The organism is Aromatoleum evansii, assembly GCF_012910805.1.
Classification (GTDB): domain Bacteria; phylum Pseudomonadota; class Gammaproteobacteria; order Burkholderiales; family Rhodocyclaceae; genus Aromatoleum; species Aromatoleum evansii.
In genome coordinates this window covers 1-430 of record NZ_WTVK01000245.1, presented here as the reverse complement: position 1 = coordinate 430, position 430 = coordinate 1, and the positions used below count along the sequence as shown (strand labels likewise).

Below are 430 nucleotides of genomic sequence, written 5' to 3'. Positions count from 1 at the left end.
GCGCACCGACGCTCCCGCCGCGCCTCGGCAGAGAACGCAACGGCCACGGCGCACCCGCGATTTCGAACTGCTCGTCGACACCTTCCGCCAGGCCCGCGCCGAGCTGCCGGCGGAAGAGTTCAAGCAACTGGACATCCGCATCAGCGGCCTCGGCCGGATAGCGCTGCGCGCCTATTTCCAGCACATCGGCTATGCCACCCCGGGCAGCGCCGGCAAGGTATTCTACGGCGGCGCCGACCTGGTCCGGCGCTACGGTGCGCCGAGCCGGCCGCAGGGCTTCCGCTTCAAGTTCCGCGACCGCATCGACGGCAAGCCGGTATTCCTCTACGTCGCTCCAGAAACCTTGCAGGACTATCCGCATCGGCGCTACCTCGAAGACATCCTCGGTTGCGCCGAAACGGTGCGCTACTTCACCCTCTACGCCCTCGGG

General features: G+C 67.7%; 1 protein-coding gene. It reads left to right on the top strand.

Annotated elements, in window-relative coordinates:
• The coding region (locus tag GO615_RS28140) for a hypothetical protein (RefSeq protein WP_211167436.1) at positions 1-430 on the top strand (430 nt) is incomplete at both ends.